Below are 16374 nucleotides of genomic sequence, written 5' to 3'. Positions count from 1 at the left end.
GGGAAAATAATAGCGAGATAGCTCGCACCGCCGTTTCAGGCGATCACGAGCAACTTTGGGGAGGGAATTAGGATAAGCGAAGAAAATGCTCGCGGTAGTAGCTAAGCTCAGCAATCGAGTCATAAATATCATCTAGCGCAAGATGTGTTGCCGACTTTTTCAGGCCAGCGCTCAAATCCGGACGCCAGCGTCTAGCTAACTCTTTAAGGCTACTTACATCCAAATTGCGGTAGTGAAAATACGCTTCTAGCGCCGGCATTTCACGAGCCATAAAACGGCGATCTTGGCAGATACTATTACCGCACATGGGCGACGCGCCCTTCTCAACCTGTTTATCTAAGAATGCCAGGGTGAGACGTTCCGCTTCTTGCGCAGTAATGCAGGTGTCTTGCACACGCTTGGTCAGGCCGGACTGGCCATGTTGGCGGGTATTCCACTCATCCATCTCAGCCAAGACCTCGTCCGGTTGATGAATCGCCAATACCGGCCCTTCGGCAATCACATTCAAATTAGCGTCAGTCACCACAGTCGCAATTTCAATAATGTGGTCATTTAGAGTATCCAGACCGGTCATTTCCAGATCGATCCAAATTAAGTTCTGTGCTTTATCCATAAGACCGCCTCCAACGCGACATTTAATAGCTATTGCTGTATTCGGCTGCATACTCTTGCGAATAACAGCGCGCGCGACTTACATCCACAATCACGCAAAGTGTCGATTGTAGCAGCACATAGGGTAAGATGGCGCTTCCTAAGCGAATGATCCTTCATGACAAAACGTAAAATCAGTCGACAGCAGCGCTGGCGCATCGAAAAAGTCCAAGCCGAACGCAATGAACGCGCCACTAAACGCGACTCTAAGCTAGACCAAGCGCTGACTGAAGGCGAACTTGGTTCGGAGCAAAATGGACTTATTGTCAGCCATTTTGGCCAACAAGTTGAGGTTGAAGCAGAAACGGGGTTTCGACAGCGCTGCCACGTCCGCGCGCACATTGACGGCCTAGTGACAGGTGATAGCGTAACCTGGCGAGAAGGCAAACCTACCGGTGTGGTCGTTGCCTGCAACACCCGCAATTCTTTGCTGTCTCGCCCAGATAACCACGGCAAATTAAAGCCGGTCGCCGCTAATATCGATCATATCGTGATCGTCATTGCCCCAGAACCCCGTGCCCACGCCAATCTCATCGACCGCTATTTAGTTGCCGCCGAAGCCATCGATATTCGGCCTATACTACTGCTCAACAAATCTGACTTAATTAACGATGACAACCGCGAATATCTCGACAATATGCTGGCTCGCTACCAAGCTATTGGCTATGAGGTTACTCGCGCGTCGACCGAAACCGATCGCGGGCTAGATGAACTAAAACAAACGCTCTGTGGCCACATCAGCGTGTTTGTTGGTCAATCTGGGGTCGGCAAATCATCGCTGGTAAACAGTCTGCTTCCCGGTACCGACACCCGGATAGGCGCGCTGTCTGAAAGTACCGCCAAGGGCAAACACACCACAACGACCGCCCGCCTTTTTCACTTCCCAGACGGTGGCAGCCTAATAGACTCGCCAGGCATCCGTGAGTTCGCGCTTTGGAATATGGATAGGGAAAAAGTACTTGCGGGGTTTATTGAGTTTCGACCTTTTCTAGGGATGTGCCGATTCCGCGACTGCAAGCACGAACGGGAGCCGCGCTGCGCCCTATTAGACGCCGAAGCCGAGCACAAAATCAGCCCAGAGCGTATGGCCAGCTATCGACAAATCATTCAAAGTCTTAACGACGAGTAATACTTGTCGTAATATCTTATGCACTACACTTAATAAAATGTCTCGCCGCAATGACTTTAAACTAGCGCGAGAAGAACCTAAGATTGACGGTATCAAGAATTACGCCTAGCAAGCACCGCCACCATTCACTGCAACGCTAAAATAAGTTATCTATTATGAAAGACTGGCCACTATTATTAGAAACAACACAACTTGCTGAAATGCTTTACGATCCCAAATTACTCATTTTGGACACCAGCAGCGCAGCCAATTACGCAGAGCATCATATTCCAGGTGCGGTGCATATCGCCCCGTCGGAGCTACAAGGCGGGATAAAACCCGCAGTCGGAAAATTACCCAGCATAGAAGCCCTCAATATCCTATTTGCAAAAGTAGGACTGACACCAGACACCCATGTTGTTGCCTACGACGATGAGGGCGGCGGCTGGGCTGGCCGCCTAATTTGGACGCTGGATGTCATTGGCCACCGCAATTATTCCTACCTTAACGGTGGGTTACACGCTTGGCTGGACGAGGGTCACCCTAGCGAACAAGTGGCTAATCACCCAGCACCTACAAAGCAAGACATTGCTATTGATAGCCTAGCAATTGCCGAGATTGAAGACTTCATTAGTATGCTCGACAATAACCAGCTGGCGATTTGGGATGCGCGCTCAGCGGAAGAGTACCGCGGCGAAAAAGTGCTGGCGCAGCGCGGCGGCCACATTCCTGGGGCGATAAATCTTGATTGGCTGGAGCTCATCGATCGAAACAATCACATGCGTTTGAAAGATTTGACTAGCCTGCAAGCAAAACTCAACGAGTTGGGCATCACTGCTGATAAAACGATCATAACCCACTGCCAAACCCACCACCGGTCTGGCCTGAGCTATTTATTAATGAAGATTCTTGGCTATCCACATATAAAGGGCTATCACGGTTCTTGGGGCGAATGGGGCAACATTGATACCACTCCCATTGAGACAGGTGATCACCCCCAACCTAGCGCCCAAAAACCCTAATAAAGACCAAAAGGAATGTTCGTGAAGATTGCGTTTATTATTTTTCAATATCTGATACCACAACACCTATTGTCGAGACTCGTCGGCAAGCTCGCGGAAACTAAAATCCCCTGGCTCAAAGATCTATTAATCGGCCGTTTCATCAAGCAGTACCAAGTTGATATGAGCGAAGCGGCTGACCCAGAACCACGGAACTACGCGAACTTTAATGCCTTCTTCACCCGAGCATTAAGCGATGGCGCAAGACCTATTTGCGAAGACGACAACACCATTGCCTGCCCTGCAGATGGCGCCATCAGCCAAATTGGCAGCATCACAGGCGGTAGAATTTTTCAAGCCAAGGGACAAGACTACAGTTTGCTAAGCCTGCTAGGTGGTGACCGCGAAGCAGCTGCGCTTTTTGACAATGGCAGCTTTGCCACTGTGTATCTGTCACCCCGCGACTACCACCGCGTGCACATGCCAATCGCCGGCACATTGCGCACCATGAGCTACATTCCCGGAGCATTGTTTTCGGTAAACACCACAACCGCTGAAAATGTGCAGGGCTTATTTGCCAGAAATGAGCGCGCAGTGTGTTTATTTGATACCGAAGCCGGCCCCATGGCCGTCATTTTGGTGGGCGCCATGATTGTCGCCGGCATTGAAACCGTTTGGGATGGCCAAGTCGCGCCACCACCGAAGGGCATTAGAACAACCGACTACCGCCAGGGGCCGCGCGACATTCATTTACAAAAGGGTGAGGAGATGGGCCGCTTCAAACTCGGATCAACTGCCATCGTGCTGTTTGCAAAAGGCCGCACTGAGTGGCAGGAAAACTTTATGGCAAGCACGCCAACCCAACTGGGCGAGGTATTAGGGCGTATTAACAGCAGCGCCGAATAAACCAGATTCTGCAGTGTGGCCAGCTAAGACGCGGTCACGCCCGTTCGAGCGGAAACGCGATCACCTCATCGATTCGCTCTGCATTACACGCCAACATCACTAGTCGATCAAAGCCTATTGCGACGCCAACGCATTCGGGCAGCGTAGTCATCGCTTTCAATAAATGGCGGTCAATCGGCGGCAATACCTGATTATTATCGGCACGCCGGCGATGGTCATCACTGATACGCCGGACCAGCTCTCCCGCTTCGCGCAGTTCATCATAGCCATTCGCCAGCTCCATGCCGCCATAAAATGCTTCAAAGCGCGAGGCGAGCGGAACCTCCCCAATATTAATGCGGATTTTGGCCAGGGCGGCCTGCGAGGCGGGAAAGTCGTAGACAAAAGTGAGGACACTGCCATCAAGAGCCGGTTCGACGACAGTGGACATCAGCAGTTGCAGCCAAACATCGCGGTCTTCAGTGTCAAAGCTAAGCTCTAGGTGATTGCGCGCGCATGCTTTTAATTCTGCAAGCGACGCGACATGGGGATTCACACCACAATGTTGCTCAAATACTTGCTGGTAACTAGTGTGCTTGGATTCAAGCCTACCCACCGCCAAGCTCACAACGGCAGCGACTTCATCCATTAATTCCGACAATGACAAGCCAGGACGATACCACTCGAGCATAGTGAACTCAGGGTTGTGTCGCCGCCCCCGCTCACCGCGACGAAAGGCCTTACAAATTTGATAGATAGAACCACTACCGGCTGCCAGCAAACGTTTCATGGCAAATTCGGGAGAGGTCTGCAAATACATGGTGGCATCACCATCGGGGGCGATGGTGTTAATAGCCTCTATATTGGGGTCAGTGACTGGCGCCGTGGCCAGCAAGGGCGTCTCTACCTCTAAAACACCAAACTCCGCAAATAAGGCGCGCACAGCAGCAAGTAACTGCGCTCGGCGGCGTAAAGCCGAAATATCAGCCGTCGGCCGCCAGTCAGACATTTAGACCTTTACTCGATTCTGATATTCACCAGTGCGGGTATCGACTTTGATAACGTCACCAACACTCAAAAACAAAGGCACTTTGACCATCGCACCCGTGGTCAAATAAGCGGGTTTAGTGCCGCCTTGAGCGGTGTCACCCTTAACCCCGGGATCAGTATCCGCAATCTCTAGCTCAACAAAATTTGGCGGTGTTACCGACAATGGTGCGTCGTTGTAGAGTGTCACGGTGCATACATCTTGCTCTTTCAGCCAGTTGGACGCATCGCCGACCGCCTTGAGATCCGCTTGATACTGCTCAAACGATTCAGGGTCCATAAAATGGTAGAACTCACCATCATTATATAAATATTCCATATTCTGATCGATGACATCCGCGCCTTCTAGCGACTCACCTGACTTAAAAGTACGCTCCCAAACCCGACCTGAGTTAAGATTACGTAAGCGAACGCGGTTGAAGGCCTGACCTTTACCCGGTTTAACAAACTCATTATCTAAAATAGAACAAGGCTCGCCGTCGAGCATCACCTTTAGTCCGTTGCGAAACTCATTGGTAGAATAATTAGCCATGATTTTCCTCAGCGACGGTGTAAAACCGTAGTTTAAAAAGGCAGCAATGATACCCCTAAAAGATACATTTTGGCAGACCGAAAGCTGGCAGCAGCAAATGAGCGGCATGATCCGTGATCCAGAGCAGTTATTACGGCGACTGCAACTAAACCCCGAGGAACACCCGGATATAACAGCGGCGATGCAACAATTCCCGCTTAGGGTGCCGGAAGCCTTTGTCGCCAAAATGAAGATCGGAGATTGGCATGACCCCTTGCTGAGGCAGGTTTTACCGCTAGCAAGGGAAACACAGGAACAGGTCGGCTACGTTAATGATCCGCTCGAAGAAGGCAATGCCAATCCTGTGCCGGGCTTAATTCACAAATATCATGGCCGCGTTTTACTAATCGCCAATCCATCCTGCGCCGTTCACTGTCGCTATTGTTTTCGTCGCAACTTTCCCTACGACAGCAATAATCCAAGTCAACGCGACTGGCAAAAGACCCTAGACTATATTGCAGATCGCCCAGATATCAGCGAAGTCATACTCAGTGGTGGCGATCCGCTATCGGCACCCGATGAGTATTTGCAAAAGCTAATAAATAAAATCGCCCTCATTCCGCATGTCACCACCCTACGCATCCATACGCGCCTACCTTTAGTCTTACCGGCTAGAATAACGCCGGCGTTAATTGGGGTCCTCAGCGAAAATCGCCTGCGCATTGTGATGGTTATTCACTGCAATCACGCCAACGAAATTGATAGTCACAGCGAAATTGCCCTGAGCACCTTGCACAAAGCGGGGTTTATGCTCTTAAATCAAAGCGTATTACTTAAAGAAATTAATGATAACGCCGATACGTTAGTAAAGCTGAGCCAGCGCTTATTCGAGGTTAACGTCATGCCGTATTATCTGCACTTGCTAGACAAAGTAAGAGGCGCTGCGCATTTTGATGTTAAGGAAGAGGAAGCACAGGCCCTAATGAACGCTATACTAGCTAGATTACCGGGCTATTTGGTGCCGCGATTGGTCGTAGAAGAGCCTAGCGCGAACAGTAAACGACCACTTGCACTATCGTGAATTAACGCGTAAAAACATAGGCTTAAAATGCAAATCATATGCAACTCTACATTAAGACTGTCATAAACTGGACTTTATGAAAAATAACTCAAGTCTTGCTATCGGGACGCCAGAAATAACCCGCGACTCACACAGCCAGTTCGCGCTAACTGCGAACGCAGTTAATTCCTGGTTGGGCAGCCTACCGCTTGCAAACTTGGGCGAATCCACCCGCCTACTGTTTCAAGCGCTGTCAGAATTAAGTCATACCACCTGCAAACCTAAAGATCGTTATGAGATTTTGGAATTAATCCGCCCTCAAGTTCATGACGTCATAAAGGGGCTATCACCCCACTACTTGAACAAACCTGTAGTGCTGCCAGAAAAAACCCAAAAGATTGTACTGCTGGCAAACACCTTGAACACTCAGCTTGCCACCGGCTACTGCCAGGCATTCCAGGGTTTGGAAAGTGAGAATAGGTTGCTGCGCTCTAAAGATGCTATGGCAACATGCTTGCATCGCGCTCTTACCGAGCACAGCCGAATACTCATGCGCACTTATCAGCTTTATCGCTCTACACATCCGGGATTCTGGCTAACCGCGCATAAAATTTATCGATGCGCGCAAACACTCAAAATACGCAAACCAAAGGTCACTGACAATGTTTACGGTGACGGCACCTTACAACAAGCTTATTTACGATTATTAATGCTGAGCTGCAGTAAAACTCATCAACTCCCGCAGCGTCACATAGAAGACGTATTTAGTGAGCTGAACAACTGGTCCGCCTTCGTTGGACTTCGCACTGACAAGCTGGAAAGCTGTGTATTTTTATTCAACCCCATAGAAGATGCCGCTCCAGCGTACCGCGAGCTAATAGAGCGAGCACCATCTTTAGGTTGGCTGGGCATTGATACAAAACCGCTATTGTCTCAGCCTGGCGGCCTAGCCGCGACGGTATCGTCTCGCAGATCAGCTAGCGCCGCCACGCTGAGTAAAACAATTCTCGACCACCTAAGTATTTCATGGAGTTCCGCGACCTCCCGCGCAGCCGAACGCATACCTTGCAATGAGCCGGTACTCCTTACCGTTGGCATGAATACGACTCACTTTTACCTTGCCAACCAGCAGGATTTTAGTCTTTTCCAGTTTGAGAGAGACCAGGGCGACAACTCGACCCACTTTCCAGAGCGCGGCAAGGCGAGCAAAGATGTATGGAGCCAAAGCGGCAATGAAGATACCCGCATCCGCGGCGGTGACGCCAGCGAGCCAATTAATTACAGATCATCGAAAGACTCCGTAGAAACCATCAGCTATAGCCTTCCGCAGAACAACCAAGCACCTGTGACACCGAGCAGTAAATACGAGTATTTGCGCTCACGGATATTAGATAACAGTAGCTCGGGCTGCAGAATTGAATGGCCTGAAGACACTCAGTTGCGCGTTCGTACCGGCGAACTAATCGGCTTAAAAACCGATGATTACGACAGCTGGAGAGTGGGTATTGTGCGCTGGCTACGCAGCGATGGCAGCCACCAAATAGGCATAGAAGCCTTATCCTCTGCCGCCACCCCCTATAGCGCACGCTTGGTACAATCAGGCCTGCCGGTTAATGAATATCAGCGTGCCATATTATTATCGGGCGGCCAAATTGCGCAAGGACCACTGCTACTGCTGGCCGGTGTTGTCGGTATCTCAGAAGGGCACACCGTTGAACTCTTGCGCCCAGGGCATTCAATGCGTATAAAATTAGGTAAGATCGTTGAGCAATCAAATGCCTTTAAGCTTTTTCACTTTACAGATATTGCCCCCAATCCAATTGAAATTGCTGTACCGGAAGAAGATGAACCTAACAAAAATGACTTCAATCAGCTCTGGGATATTTTGTAAGCATCAGCTAAATACCGCATCGTTTTTAAAATCAAAACCGTTACCATAATCGAGCTATTATGAGCAGCAGTAGTACTGCCATTAACATCCTTCTATTTTGCTTTGCAGACAGCGATGCAGAACAGTTGGCAACGCACTGCCGCCGCGGTGGACGCATTGCCCACACCCAAGGCATCGATACCGGTGAAAAACTAGCCGTCGCCATTTGTGCTAAGAACTGGGACGTCCTTATTTTCGATGCCGAGCAAGCACAGCTCGATATTCAACGCTGCTGCCACATACTGCGCAAATACCAAAAAGATATCCCGGTAATTTACATGGGCGAAGGCGATGCTCTGCGCCCACCCGACCCCTGTGTCGTGGATATTATTAATAAATACAATATGGCACAGGTCGTTAACGCCGCATTTAAGGCGCAATCAGCCCTGCAGTTGCGCCGCCAATTGGAAGCAAGCCAAATTGCGCTGACGGAAGCGGAGGAGCGCAACAAGCTACTATTGCATGATCACCAAGACCCGATTGTCTACATTACTGACGGTATGGTCATTTACGCCAATGCCCCGTTTTGCGAGCACATGGGCTACGATGATCTTGATGGCTTCCCCATCGTAGATTTGATCACCAATAAGGATCAAGAACGCTTTAAAAGCGTGCTCAAGAAACAACAGCAGAATAACCAGCAACAGCAGGTGGAGATCAGTTTTTCCCTCGCCAATAAGACCGAGCTCAAAACCCGTATACTATGCGATAGCGCCCACTACCAAGGTGAAGATTGCATCCAGATTGCAATCCATAAAACCACCGAAGGTAGCGCCATCAACGGCGTAGACAACACCACCCGAATGAGCAGCAAGCACCAGTTTCTGGCACTGCTCCAAGAATTTGTGGAACAGGAACGCAATAGCAATTCTTCCCTAGTTTTGATATCAATCGACCACTTCAGCAAATTGCGCCACAGCACCAGTCTCAATGACGTTGAATACCTGGTTGAAGCACTAAGTAATCTGGTTAGAAGAGGTATGCCCGCACAGCATTACGGTCGCGTCGCCGACGATATGATCGCGGCCATTGCACATCACGTCGCTAGCGATACGGCGCTTGAAATGGCGCTAGAACTAGGTAAAACGATTGAATCTGAGATTTTCGAAGTCCGTAAGCAGTCTCTGCAGTGCACCACCAGCATTGCCATTTTACCTATCAATCACCTCACTCCACCCAAAGCAACACTGCTGCTAGACACTGTCTTTGATGGCGCCGAAAAGGTCTACCACGCGGGCGGCAACAATGCCGAGATTTGCCGCCGCGAGCGTCAACAGCTCAAGAGCAACGCAACAGTAGATGAGGTTATTGCAGATTCGATGGCCAATAATCGCCTGAGTCTCCTGTTCCAACCCTTGGTCAATCTTGGCGCTTCCAACGGCGACCACTACGAGGCGAGCCTCCATATTAAAGATTGGGTAGAAGGTGAAATTACGGCGGGGGAAATGCTGCGAGCCATTGAGCGCGAGCCAGAAAACACCCAACTCGACCACTGGATTGTAGTTGAAGCCACCAAGCAATTAGCGAAGGAAAGACTTGCAGGCCAAGACATCAAACTCATTATCAATCTTAGCGGCAATGTATTTCACGACCGCGAATTCTGCGCCTGGCTGAGCGTCGCATTTAAAGCGGCCGGACTACCGCCGTCATCAGTTATTTTGCAGTTTAGCGAAGAAAGCATCGCCGACGCCCTAAAGCAGGCCCTAGACTTTACGACCCAATTACAAAAGCTAGGCGCTTCCCTCGCGGTGAGAAATTTTGGCCGCGCCAAGCAGGGCAATAAATTCTTAAGCCACATTCATCCCGCGCTAGTAAAACCGGGCTTCCGCCCCACCGACATGCCCACTGACCAGCAAATTCGGGATATGATTCAACATGCCCGGCTGCTCAATAGTCAAATCCTTATCCCCAATGTAGGCAGCGCGGCAACACTGGCCATGCTTTGGCAGCTGGGACCGGATTTTATTCAAGGCAGCTATGTGAATGAACCCATGCCTATCATGAACTACGAATTTGCCGCTTTCGGCTGAAGCCTTAACCGTTGCAGGGAACGGCTAAACTACTTCCCTGTTAAACGATCACTAATTCCCAACAAGTAGAGAATACCGTCTAGGCCAAGCGTAGAAATTGACTGCTTGGCATTTTCACGGACTATCGGCTTAGCCCTGAACGCAATCCCCAGACCCGCAATACTGAGCATGGGTAAGTCATTGGCGCCATCCCCAACCGCAATAACCTGTTCCAAGTTCAAACCCTCACGCTCGGCAATCTCCCGCAACAACTCAGCCTTGCGTTTACCATCCACCACAATGCCCTCAACCTCGCCCGTGACTCGCCCATCGCGAATAATCAGCTCGTTGGCGTATACATAGTCAATGCCCAACTTGCGCTGCAGATAATGACCAAAATAGGTGAAACCACCCGATAGAATTGCGGTTTTATAACCAAGCTGCTTGAGGGTCGACACTAAATTCTCAGCACCCTCGGTAATCGGCAAGCTCTCGGCAATCCCCGCCAACACCGACTCATCTAAGCCTTTTAACAAGGCCACTCGCGCCTTAAAGCTCTCGGTAAAATCAATTTCACCGCGCATTGCACGCTCGGTGATTTCTGCTACCTGCTCGCCCACTCCAGCGGCAATCGCCAGCTCATCAATGACTTCGGCCTCTATTAAGGTTGAGTCCATATCAAAGGCCACCAAGCGCCGCGTACGACGGAACATATTGTCTTCTTGATAGGCAATATCAATATCCATCTCGCTAGCCAAATGCAAAAGCTCGCGGCGAAAATCGGTGGCATCGGGCAGATTACCGCGCACAGACAATTCCACCGAGGCTTTAGATTGCTGCTCGACACCCTCCAGAGGCACCCGGCCCGACAAACGGTCAATACGGTCAATATTGAGCGAGTAGCGAGATACCACATCGGTGACCCCGGCAATATGTCTCGCCGTAATCTTACGTGCCAGCAAAGTAACAATATGACGCTGTTTACCCTGACCCGACACCCACTGATTATAACTTTCTGGGGTGACCGGTAAAAACCGCACCTGCATACCCATTTCATGGGTGCGAAATAAAATATCTTTTAAAATACTGGCTGCTTCAGCGCCCGCCGGCACCTCTACCAACAAACCCAAAGAAAGATTGTCGTGAATCACCGCTTGGCCAATATCTAAGATATTCACCTGGTGATCCGCCAAAATACTGGTGATTGTGCTTGTCACCCCAGGCCGATCATCGCCCGCTATATTGATCAATATGATTTCGTTCACACCACCCCCTGCAGTAATCGGCGTATTGTAGCGGTAGACGTGACTCCACCCAAGCACCACAACCTTGATATACTCCCAAAATAATAGAAGTCCCGCGTTCCAGATGGAAAGTACATAATGCTCAAGCAGCTCCTTAAGTTACCCCTGTCGGCTAAATGCGGACTGATTACCGCGCTGATATGCGCTGTAGCCGGCCTAACATTGCTACTCACCAGCATGACGGCGAGCAAGCAAATCCTTCTTGAAACTACCCATTTAATTGGCCAGCAGTGGACTAACCAACTGGCATCGCAAAGCCAGCAAGCACTATTGCGCAACGACAAAGTTAGTCTGCAGGCTATTTTACAGGACTATATCAACAGTCCGCTCATTGTTTATGGCAGTATCGCCAGCGCGCGTAATGAAACCGTTGCAGAAACCGGGCATTGGCGTGCAGAGAACTTGAATTACGAAGCACAGGTTGCCGCTGATGGTCGGCTTGGGGTGGTCAAACTATCGCTTAGCCGAGAGCTTATCGGCGATGAAATACGCGACCTGGGTAAAACTCTACTCATTCTCACGGGCCTATTAGCCTGCTTTAGCTATGCAATTATTGCCGTGCCAATGAGGCGGATCGAAGAATTGTTAGAGCTCGCTCGCGCCCGTTTAGCGCAACCCTTGCGCAACGACCAAAGCGGCTACCCCGGCTCTGACAGCTTAGGTAAATTGTTGGAAGAAATTCACAACCCGCAAATACGATTAAGCAAGCTCGGCAAAAATCGTTTTAAAGATTATTATATTTTACATTGCCACTGGCAGTCTTACAGCGCTCTGCAAGCACAAATGGCGCCAGACAGTTTTCGCGAACACTTACGTACTAGCTATGCGCGCGGCGAAGCCATCGCCAAACTCTACCACGCTGATATTGTGGTACACCGACACAACGCCATCAGTCTGCGTTTTTTTGATGTGGCCGGCACTGACCACGCTTTATTTCGCGCACTGTGCTGCGCCGAATTATTGCAAAGTCTAGATAAAGTATTGCGCAGCCGAGCGGGCATTGCCCACATTCACGGCGAGGGTGACCACTGGGAATGTGCTGCCAAGGAGTGCGCAGCCATCGACAACTTACACAGCGTCACAAGCGAAGGCAAAGGCACTTGGCTGGACGATAGCAGTCGCGATAACGAGCGTATAGATGCCTGGGTAGATATTCGCGGCAATCACATCAGCGCTATGAAAACACCTTACAGTGACTTATTAGAAAGACAGCAAACCCAGTTGAAAAAACTCAGCCTAGAGGCTTTCAAACAAGACGCAGCCAAACTGCGGACTGACACTAGCAACTCAAGCTCCACTTAAGGTCATTGGCGCAAGCCCCAAAGCTGGAGCCTGCGCCGTCCTGTTAGCCGATAATTCGGCTCTTAGCCCACCACTGTCTGCAAGGCATCTACCTTTTGGAAACCACGAGGCAGCTTATGTCCGCGCCGGCCGCGCTCACCCAAGTAGTGCTCTAATTCGGCGAATTTAAGCGATAAATGGCGTTTTCCAGAAATCACTTTCAAGACATCCCGCTCAGAGAAAATAGTCACTGCGGTCACATATTCGTCCCGACTCGCAACCCTCGCCGATGGAATACCGATCATTTTATTGCCCTTACCACGCGGCATTAAGGGCAAATCGCCAACTGGGAATATCAACATGCGGCCCTCGGTAGTCACCGCGACGACATGACTGGAGCTCATATCTGCGATAGCCACCGGCGGCAAAACCAAAGCACCTTTTGGCAGTGTAAGCGCCGTTTTACCGGCCTTATTTTTGCTCTGCAAATCTGACAGCTTGGCAATAAATCCATAGCCGGCATCAGAGGCCAACAAGTAATGACCGTCATCACCACCCATCATCATTCCAGTGAAATTCACACCAGAGGGCGGGTTGATCCGGCCAGTGAGGGGCTCACCCTGTCCCCGCGCCGACGGCAGGCCATGAGCGGCAACCGTATAGGTTCTCCCGGTACTATCGAGAATAATCACCGGCTGATTACTTTTGCCCTTAGCAGCCAATTTAAAGCGGTCACCCGATTTGTAACTTAGGCTAAGCGGGTCTATATCGTGGCCTTTACCCGAGCGAATCCAGCCCATTTCAGACAGAACCACAGTAACCGGTTCTGCCGATATAATATCTTCTTCAGAGAAGGCCCGCGCCTCAGCGCGCATCACCAAGGGCGAGCGACGCTCATCGCCAAATTCTTCTGCCGCAGCGAGTAACTCTTTACGCACTAACGTTTTCATACGGCGGGCAGAACCTAGGGTTAATTCCAAACCGTCACGCTCAGTGGCAAGTTCGTCTTGCTCGCCACGAATTTTCATTTCTTCAAGCTTGGCTAAATGCCGTAACTTTAATTCCAGTACCGCCTCGGCTTGGGTATCAGTAATACCGAAGCGCGCCATCAGCACTGGTTTGGGCTGATCCTCTTCACGAATAATGGCAATCACTTCGTCAATATTCAAAAATGCGATCAACAACGCATCTAAAATATGGAGGCGCTTAAGGACTTTGTCTAAGCGGTATTCAAGCCGACGACGGGTAGTTGTGGTGCGAATTTCCAACCACTCACCAATAATTTTGTCGAGACCTTTTACCTGCGGACGACCATCCAGCCCAATCACATTCATATTGACGCGGTAGCTGCGTTCCAAATCTGTGGTTGCAAATAGATGGTTCATGACCGCCTGTTTATCGACGCGATTAGAGCGCGGTATTACCACCAGACGCGTCGGGTTTTCATGGTCAGATTCATCGCGCAAGTCCACTATCATCGGCAGTTTCTTAGCCTGCATTTGCTGCGCTATTTGCTCCAGCACTTTGGAGCCCGAGGTCTGATGCGGCAGAGCAGTGATAACAATATCCTCGCCCTCATCTTGCCAAAGGGCGCGCATGCGTAATGAACCGCGACCACTTTCATACATTTTTCGCAGATCTTCAGCGGGCGTAATGATTTCGGCATCTGTGGGAAAATCCGGCCCTTTTACGTGCTCACACAAGTCGGCCACACTGGCGTTCGGCTGATCGAGCAGATGAATACATGCGCTCACAACCTCCCGCAAATTATGCGGCGGAATATCCGTAGCCATACCAACGGCAATACCGGTAGTGCCATTAAGAAGAATATTAGGCACTCGCGCCGGCAAGGTGGCGGGCTCATCCATTTGACCATCAAAATTGGGCACCCAATCAACAGTGCCCTGCCCCAACTCACTTAGCAGAACCTCCGCATACTTAGTCAGCCTCGACTCGGTATAGCGCATGGCTGCGAAGGATTTTGGATCATCTGGCGAACCCCAGTTACCTTGACCATCGATAAGCGGATAGCGGTAAGAAAAGTTCTGCGACATCAATACCATCGCTTCGTATACTGCGCTGTCACCATGGGGATGAAACTTACCAATAACATCACCAACGGTACGCGCCGACTTCTTATGCTTGGCACTCGCTTTCAGCCCAAGCTCACTCATGGCATACACAATGCGGCGCTGCACAGGCTTCAGGCCGTCCGCGATATTAGGCAGTGCGCGGTCGAGAATAACGTACATGGAATAGTCCAAATACGCTTTTTCGGTGTAGCTCTTCAGTGGCATTTGCTCAACGCCATCAGCGCCAATCACAATAGTTTCTGACATATTCTGTTATCTAACCCTTTTTCAATGATTATTTAAGCGCCCCGCTACGTAATATCCGCTATGGAACACTATGTGCCCTAAGGGTAATTACGAAGATTCACAAGCCTTGTGGCTCCGTATACTGATTGCAAGTTGATCAGAGGAGATCCAACATGACTGCGCAAAAAGTAGTAAGCCTATCAGAATATCGCCAAGATACGCAGCAGATGCATATTGACGACATTAGCGCACAGGCCTTCTTGTTTCTACAGGAGCAAGCCCAAGAACTCGATCTCCCTATGCGCAAACTATTAAAAGAGCATTTACTCGGTATCGCCTGCGTCGTCAAAGCCGTTGAAGGGCTAGACGAGGCACAAAACTGGCTCGCCGTCATCAGTGATGAAATCAGCGCTAGCGAACGCCACTAAGCTCAATTCTAACTACTGTGCGGTGACTTTCTGCTCACCGCAGCGTTCACATATATATACTGTCACCAGTTTACCCAGCTTCACATCAAACTGCTTTTTCTTATCAACCCGCCACTTGTGAAATCCTTCCCGACATAAAGTGTTTGGCGTTTTGCCTTTTGGCAGCGTTCGCTTAAAGGGCAGCACATCGCCCATAGTAATTCTCCTATTAGATTCACTACAACGCCCTACCACTGGGTGGGATTCAAGATTACTATACGCGCCTTAAGATAGCTGCGCGATAACTGAACGCAACGGGGTAAAATCATGGAAATCAGCCGCAATAAAGTCGTGTCATTCCACTACGAACTAAGTAATGGCGAAGGGACAGTACTGGAAGACAACTTCAACGACACTCCGTCCTTATATATGCACGGAGCAGATAATATTATTAGCGGCCTTGAAAACGCCATGGCCGGCCACAGTGTTGGCGATGAATTTGAAGTCGCCCTTGCAGCCAAAGATGCCTACGGAGAAATTGAGCCAAATAAAACCGAGCGAATTCCAGCCAAATACCTGAAACACGAAGGCAAGATAAAAGTCGGCCAAGCAGTGCGCTTTAATACCGACAAGGGCATGCGCAACGCCACGATACTTAAGGTAGGCAAGTTCTCGGTGGACGTTGATCTTAACCACCCACTTGCAGGTCAATCACTGTCCTTTAAAATTCTGATCAAAGATATTCGCGACGCCACCGACGAAGAAATCCGTCATCGCCATGCCCACGGTGAAGGCGGTCATCAGCACTGAGAGCAAAAATCCTAGCGAGTGCATATATGGCAATCCGACTCAAAATACTTTA

General features: G+C 50.0%; 15 protein-coding genes. 9 read left to right on the top strand and 6 right to left on the bottom strand.

The window, feature by feature from the left end; translation table 11 throughout:
- Nucleotides 1-67: 67 nt before the first annotated feature.
- Nucleotides 68-613 carry an oligoribonuclease gene (gene orn, locus AB4875_RS04630; protein ID WP_368374880.1) on the bottom strand — a complete coding sequence of 182 codons (546 nt, stop codon included), beginning with the start codon at nt 611-613 and terminating at the stop codon, nt 68-70.
- Nucleotides 614-769: 156 nt separating this feature from the next.
- Between orn and rsgA the strand changes: the two genes are divergently transcribed.
- The 3 genes from rsgA (at nt 770) to asd (ending at nt 3666) form a co-directional block, all read left to right on the top strand.
- Nucleotides 770-1780, top strand: coding sequence for a small ribosomal subunit biogenesis GTPase RsgA (gene rsgA / locus AB4875_RS04625; RefSeq protein WP_368374879.1), 1011 nt, complete (start codon nt 770-772; stop codon nt 1778-1780).
- Nucleotides 1781-1935: 155 nt separating this feature from the next.
- A complete protein-coding gene (locus AB4875_RS04620; RefSeq protein ID WP_368374878.1) occupies nt 1936-2781 on the top strand; it encodes a sulfurtransferase in 846 nt (281 codons plus the stop codon).
- Between the two features lie 21 nt (nt 2782-2802).
- The gene (asd, locus tag AB4875_RS04615; protein WP_438273515.1) at nt 2803-3666 is read left to right on the top strand and encodes an archaetidylserine decarboxylase; all 864 of its coding nucleotides are present in this window, start codon (nt 2803-2805) and stop codon (nt 3664-3666) included.
- Nucleotides 3667-3700: 34 nt separating this feature from the next.
- On the opposite strand, the gene epmA is transcribed toward asd, so the two are convergent.
- Together epmA and efp are read right to left on the bottom strand one after the other, a co-directional pair.
- Complete coding sequence (gene epmA, locus AB4875_RS04610) at nt 3701-4654, bottom strand: EF-P lysine aminoacylase EpmA (RefSeq protein WP_368374876.1); 954 nt, start codon at nt 4652-4654, stop codon at nt 3701-3703.
- Complete coding sequence (gene efp, locus AB4875_RS04605) at nt 4655-5224, bottom strand: elongation factor P (RefSeq protein WP_368374875.1); 570 nt, start codon at nt 5222-5224, stop codon at nt 4655-4657.
- A 46-nt stretch (nt 5225-5270) separates the two neighbouring features.
- On the opposite strand from efp, the gene epmB reads away from it, so the two are divergent.
- The 3 genes from epmB to AB4875_RS04590 all read left to right on the top strand — a co-directional run bounded on the left by epmB (nt 5271) and on the right by AB4875_RS04590 (nt 10223).
- A complete protein-coding gene (epmB, locus tag AB4875_RS04600; RefSeq protein WP_368374874.1) occupies nt 5271-6284 on the top strand; it encodes an EF-P beta-lysylation protein EpmB in 1014 nt (337 codons plus the stop codon).
- Nucleotides 6285-6360: 76 nt separating this feature from the next.
- Nucleotides 6361-8154 carry a cyclic-di-GMP receptor FimW-related protein gene (locus AB4875_RS04595; RefSeq protein WP_368374873.1) on the top strand — a complete coding sequence of 598 codons (1794 nt, stop codon included), beginning with the start codon at nt 6361-6363 and terminating at the stop codon, nt 8152-8154.
- A 59-nt stretch (nt 8155-8213) separates the two neighbouring features.
- The gene (locus AB4875_RS04590; RefSeq protein WP_368374872.1) at nt 8214-10223 is read left to right on the top strand and encodes a sensor domain-containing phosphodiesterase; all 2010 of its coding nucleotides are present in this window, start codon (nt 8214-8216) and stop codon (nt 10221-10223) included.
- A 29-nt stretch (nt 10224-10252) separates the two neighbouring features.
- On the opposite strand, the gene serB is transcribed toward AB4875_RS04590, so the two are convergent.
- Nucleotides 10253-11467, bottom strand: coding sequence for a phosphoserine phosphatase SerB (gene serB, locus AB4875_RS04585; protein WP_368374871.1), 1215 nt, complete (start codon nt 11465-11467; stop codon nt 10253-10255).
- A gap of 117 nt (nt 11468-11584) precedes the next feature.
- Between serB and AB4875_RS04580 the strand changes: the two genes are divergently transcribed.
- Nucleotides 11585-12808, top strand: coding sequence for a hypothetical protein (locus tag AB4875_RS04580; protein WP_368374870.1), 1224 nt, complete (start codon nt 11585-11587; stop codon nt 12806-12808).
- A 62-nt stretch (nt 12809-12870) separates the two neighbouring features.
- Here the strand turns inward: AB4875_RS04580 and parC are convergent, their stop codons facing one another.
- Nucleotides 12871-15126 carry a DNA topoisomerase IV subunit A gene (parC, locus tag AB4875_RS04575; RefSeq protein WP_368374869.1) on the bottom strand — a complete coding sequence of 752 codons (2256 nt, stop codon included), beginning with the start codon at nt 15124-15126 and terminating at the stop codon, nt 12871-12873.
- Nucleotides 15127-15278: 152 nt separating this feature from the next.
- Here parC and AB4875_RS04570 point away from each other — a divergent pair, with 152 nt between their 5' ends.
- The gene (locus tag AB4875_RS04570; RefSeq protein ID WP_368374868.1) at nt 15279-15533 is read left to right on the top strand and encodes a hypothetical protein; all 255 of its coding nucleotides are present in this window, start codon (nt 15279-15281) and stop codon (nt 15531-15533) included.
- Between the two features lie 12 nt (nt 15534-15545).
- Here AB4875_RS04570 and AB4875_RS04565 read toward each other — a convergent pair whose 3' ends face one another.
- Entirely contained in the window at nt 15546-15728 is a 183-nt protein-coding gene (locus AB4875_RS04565) for a hypothetical protein (protein ID WP_368374867.1), read from the bottom strand.
- A 111-nt stretch (nt 15729-15839) separates the two neighbouring features.
- Between AB4875_RS04565 and AB4875_RS04560 the strand changes: the two genes are divergently transcribed.
- Nucleotides 15840-16322 carry an FKBP-type peptidyl-prolyl cis-trans isomerase gene (locus AB4875_RS04560; protein WP_368374866.1) on the top strand — a complete coding sequence of 161 codons (483 nt, stop codon included), beginning with the start codon at nt 15840-15842 and terminating at the stop codon, nt 16320-16322.
- The last annotated feature ends 52 nt before the right edge of the window (nt 16323-16374 follow it).

The organism is Zhongshania sp. R06B22 (assembly GCF_040892595.1).
Lineage (GTDB): Bacteria > Pseudomonadota > Gammaproteobacteria > Pseudomonadales > Spongiibacteraceae > Spongiibacter > Spongiibacter arctica.
Note: the sequence above shows the minus strand (reverse complement) of the source record. Positions and strands in the feature narration are given on the sequence as shown.